At 63.8% G+C, this 4380-nt stretch carries 3 protein-coding genes; 1 reads left to right on the top strand and 2 read right to left on the bottom strand.

Annotated features, from left to right (window positions below):
* Positions 1–76: 76 nt before the first annotated feature.
* Together araD1 and PM2_RS29085 are read right to left on the bottom strand one after the other, a co-directional pair.
* Positions 77–1066 (bottom strand): AraD1 family protein, encoded by a 990-nt coding sequence (araD1, locus tag PM2_RS29080; protein ID WP_016711231.1) that lies wholly within the window; start codon positions 1064–1066, stop codon positions 77–79.
* 40 nt (positions 1067–1106) lie between these two features.
* Positions 1107–2402 carry an MFS transporter gene (locus PM2_RS29085; protein WP_028700087.1) on the bottom strand — a complete coding sequence of 432 codons (1296 nt, stop codon included), beginning with the start codon at positions 2400–2402 and terminating at the stop codon, positions 1107–1109.
* Between the two features lie 185 nt (positions 2403–2587).
* Between PM2_RS29085 and PM2_RS29090 the strand changes: the two genes are divergently transcribed.
* Positions 2588–4321, top strand: coding sequence for an IlvD/Edd family dehydratase (locus PM2_RS29090; protein ID WP_028700086.1), 1734 nt, complete (start codon positions 2588–2590; stop codon positions 4319–4321).
* The last annotated feature ends 59 nt before the right edge of the window (positions 4322–4380 follow it).

Raw genomic sequence — 4380 nt, forward strand, 5'->3', positions numbered from 1 at the left:
CCCAAAAGAAAGAGGGCGCAAGGGTGCATGGCAGTCGGTCAGCGATCCCAGCTTCATTGACTGACCGGCGACTCGTTCAAAGGCTTTTCACCAGGCCCGGGCGAACCTGCCCGGACGCTGCTGCAATGCCGTTGCGCAGCGGCTGGCCAAAGGCGTCAAGGCTGACCTCGAAGGTATCGCCCGGGCGGGCCTGGATGCCGTCGGCAAACGACAGCGTGGCGGTGCCAAAATAATGCACATGGATATCGCCAGCACGCAGGAACTGGGCGTACTTGAAATGGTGGAACTCAAGGTTCTCGAAGCTGTGGCACATGTTCTGCTCGCCCGAAAGAAACGGCTTGCTCCACAGTTCCTGGCCATCTCGCAAGATGCGGCTGGTGCCTTCCAGATGGGCCGGTAAAGCACCCAGGCGCAGCTCTGGGCCGAAGCTGCAGGCGCGCAGCTTGGAGTGTGCCAGGTACAGGTAATTGCGCCGTTCCATGACATGGTCGGAGAACTCGTTGCCCAGGGCGTAGCCGAGGCGGTAAGGCGTGCCGTCGGCACCGATCAGGTACAGCCCGACCAGCTCTGGCTCCTCGCCCGCATCTTCGGCAAAGGCCGGCAGCGGCAGGTCGGCGCCGGGGCGCACGACGATGCCGCCATCGCCTTTGTAGAACCACTCCGGCTGCGCCCCCTCTTCACCCGCTGGCGGTCGCCCGCCCTCCAGGCCCCACTGGAACATGCGCATACTGTCGGTCACGGCACCTTCGGCTTGCTGCTGGTGCATCTTGTCGCGCGTGGCGGCGCTGCCCAGATGGGTAAGCCCGGTACCGGTCACCAGGCAGTGAGCCGGGTCCGGATGGTCCAGCGGTGGCAACACACGGCCTTCGGCCAACAGGGCCAAGTAGTCGTGGCGCTCGCCCAGGCCTGCGGCCTGTACTTCGCTGGCCAGGTCACGGCCGGCGGCAATGGCCTGCAACGCCAGTTCACGTGTGCTGTTGGCGCCCAATACTTCAAGGGCGTACTCGCCTTCCACCACGCCCACACGGCGCTGGCCGCCAGCGGTTTCGAATTGAATCAGTCGCATGCTTGTGCTCGCTTATCGGTTGCAAGGATTAGCGGGAGGCCTAGGCCGCCCGCGTGGAAGCCAGGCGCTGGCGGCGCTCCAGGCGGTTGTAGACCACGCCCGTGAGCAACACCCCGCACAGCATCACCAGCGCCAGGAAATACAGGCCCGACGACAGCTGCCCGGTGTATTCCTTGAGCGCGCCGATGCCGAACGGGCCAAGGTAGCCGCCGAGGTTGCCGATCGAGTTGATCAAGGCGATGCCCGCCGCCGCGCTGGCACCGGAGAAGAACCGCCCCGGCAGCGTCCAGAAGATGGCCGTGCAGGAGAACAGCGCGAACGCCACCAGGCACAGCGCGGCCAACTGCAGCACAGGCATGGTCAGCCAGGCGCTGAAGAACAGGCCGATGGCACCCAGTGCGTACAGCAGGCCAAGGTGGCCGTAGCGATCGTTCAGGCGGTCGGAGCTGCGCGGCACGATCAGCAGGCCGATGATGCCGAACAGGTAGGGCACCGCCGAGACAAAACCGGTGACCAGGTCACTGCCGCCAAACTGGTGGATCAGCGCGGGCAGCCACAGGCCCAGGCCATAAATGCTCAGGGTCATTGGCAAGTAGAACAGCGCCAGCAACAGCACCCGGCCATCTTTCAGGGCATGCAGCGGGTTGCCATGACGGGTCTGGCCGAACTCGCGCAGGTCGTTGGCCAACTGCTCCTGCAGCCAGTTGCGTTGCTCGTCGCTGAGCCAGCGCACCTTGGCAGGCCCGTCCGGTAGCAGGCGCAGTGTGGGCAATGCCAACAACACAGCCGGCGTGCCGATGCAGATGAACAGCCACTGCCAGCCATGCAGGCCGTAGATGCCCTCAAGCCCCAACAGCGCGCCGGACAACGGCCCGGTGACCAGCATGGCCAGTGGCTGCGAGAGGATGAAGAAGCCCAGGATCTTGCCGCGGTGGCGCACCGGGTACCACTGGGTGATGTAGTACAGCACGCCAGGGAAGAAGCCCGCCTCGGCCGCCCCCAGCAAGAAGCGCATCACGTAGAAGCCGTTAGGCCCGGTGACAAACGCCATGCCAACGGTGATCGCGCCCCAGGTTACCAGGATGCGGGCGAACCACCGACGTGCGCCAAAGCGGTCGAGCAACAGGTTGCTCGGCACCTCGAACAGAAAATAACCGATGAAGAACAGCCCGGCGCCAAGGCCATAGGCAGCGTCACCCAGGCCGATGTCGGCGCCCATGTGCAGCTTGGCAAAGCCCACCGCCGAGCGATCGACATAGGCCACCAGGTAAAGCAGAACCAGAAAAGGGATGAGTTTCAGTGTGATCAGGCGGACGAGCCGCTGCTCCTGAATCATGGCGATGTCTCCAATTGTTCTTGTAATGGGCACAGCACCTGGCCGGGGCTTTATGGCAGACCTCTAACCTGGCGAAACGATCATATAGTATTACTATTTAGAACAACAAGCCTTCACAGATGCCTTTTTAGCCGGTAGAGTCAGCCACATAACGACAAATAGTAATACTAATTAGGTGTCCCGCCATGTCTGATAAACAACACCCCCTGCGCTCTGCCCAATGGTTTGGTACCGCCGACAAGAACGGCTTCATGTACCGCAGCTGGATGAAGAACCAGGGCATCCCGGACCACGAATTCCAGGGCAAGCCGATCATCGGCATCTGCAACACCTGGTCGGAGCTGACCCCGTGCAACGCCCACTTCCGCAAGATTGCCGAGCACGTAAAAAAGGGCGTGCTGGAGGCTGGCGGCTTCCCGGTGGAGTTCCCGGTGTTCTCCAGCGGCGAGTCCAACCTGCGCCCCACTGCCATGCTCACCCGCAACCTGGCGAGCATGGATGTGGAAGAAGCGATTCGCGGCAACCCGGTAGACGCCGTGGTGCTGCTGACCGGCTGCGACAAGACCACCCCGGCGCTGCTGATGGGCGCTGCGAGCTGCGACGTGCCAGCGATCGTGGTCACCGGTGGGCCGATGCTCAACGGCAAGCACAAAGGCAAGGACATTGGCGCCGGCACCATCGTCTGGCAGATGCACGAGGCCTATAAAGCCGGCCAGATCGACCTCAACGAGTTCCTCTCGGCCGAGGCCGGCATGTCGCGCTCGGCGGGCACCTGCAACACCATGGGCACCGCGTCGACCATGGCCTGCATGGCCGAGGCGCTGGGCACTTCGCTGCCGCACAACGCCGCCATCCCGGCGGTGGATGCACGGCGCTATGTACTCGCCCACCTGTCGGGCATGCGCATTGTCGACATGGTCCGCGAAGACCTGCGCCTGTCGAAGATCCTCACCCGCGAAGCTTTTGAGAACGCCATCCGCGTCAACGCCGCCATTGGTGGTTCGACCAACGCCGTGATCCACCTGAAGGCGATTGCCGGGCGCATTGGCGTAGACCTGCAACTGGAAGACTGGACCCGCGTCGGCCGTGGCACCCCGACCTTGGTCGACCTGCAGCCCTCGGGCCGCTTCCTGATGGAAGAGTTCTACTACGCTGGCGGCCTGCCGGCGGTCATCCGCCGCCTGGGCGAACATGGCCTGCTGCCCAACCCAACCGCGCTGACCGCCAATGGCAAGAGCCTGTGGGACAACTGCCAGGCCGCGCCGCTGTATGACGAAGAAGTCATCCGCCCGATCGACAAACCGCTGGTGGCCGATGGCGGCATCTGCATCCTGCGCGGCAACCTGGCGCCCAAGGGCGCGGTACTCAAGCCATCGGCGGCAACACCGGCACTGATGCAGCACCGTGGCCGCGCCGTAGTGTTTGAAAACTTCGAGGACTACAAGGCACGCATCAACGACCCTGAGCTGGAGGTGGACGCCAACTCGGTGCTGGTGATGAAGTACTGCGGGCCCAAGGGCTACCCGGGCATGGCCGAGGTCGGCAACATGGGTTTGCCCGCCAAGCTGCTGGCCCAGGGCGTGACCGACATGGTGCGTATTTCCGACGCCCGCATGAGCGGCACCGCCTACGGCACCGTGGTGCTGCACGTCGCGCCCGAGGCGGCGGCGGGCGGGCCATTGGCAGTGGTACGCGAAGGTGACTGGATCGAGCTGGATTGCAAGGAAGGCCGGCTGCACCTGGACATTTCCGCCGAGGAACTGGCCGGCCGCCTGGCCGACCTGCAAACCCCGCCACAGTTGATCAGCGGCGGTTATGCGAAGCTGTACCTGGACCACGTGATGCAGGCTGATGAAGGGTGCGACTTCGACTTCCTGGTCGGTTGCCGCGGAGCGGCAGTGCCCAAGCATTCACACTGAGGCTGAGGGTGGTGGGGGCTTCAAAGGGTTTGGCTGTGGATGCTTTGCGCCTGTGAGAT

The organism is Pseudomonas monteilii NBRC 103158 = DSM 14164 (assembly GCF_000730605.1).
Lineage (GTDB): Bacteria > Pseudomonadota > Gammaproteobacteria > Pseudomonadales > Pseudomonadaceae > Aquipseudomonas > Aquipseudomonas monteilii.

Bases quoted from the DNA above. Each gene is read 5' to 3' on its own strand.
- araD1 (WP_016711231.1), bottom strand. From the start codon at position 1,066: ATGCGACTGATTCAATTCGAAACCGCTGGCGGCCAGCGCCGTGTGGGC.
- PM2_RS29085 (WP_028700087.1), bottom strand. From the start codon at position 2,402: ATGATTCAGGAGCAGCGGCTCGTCCGCCTGATCACACTGAAACTCATC.
- PM2_RS29090 (WP_028700086.1), top strand. From the start codon at position 2,588: ATGTCTGATAAACAACACCCCCTGCGCTCTGCCCAATGGTTTGGTACC.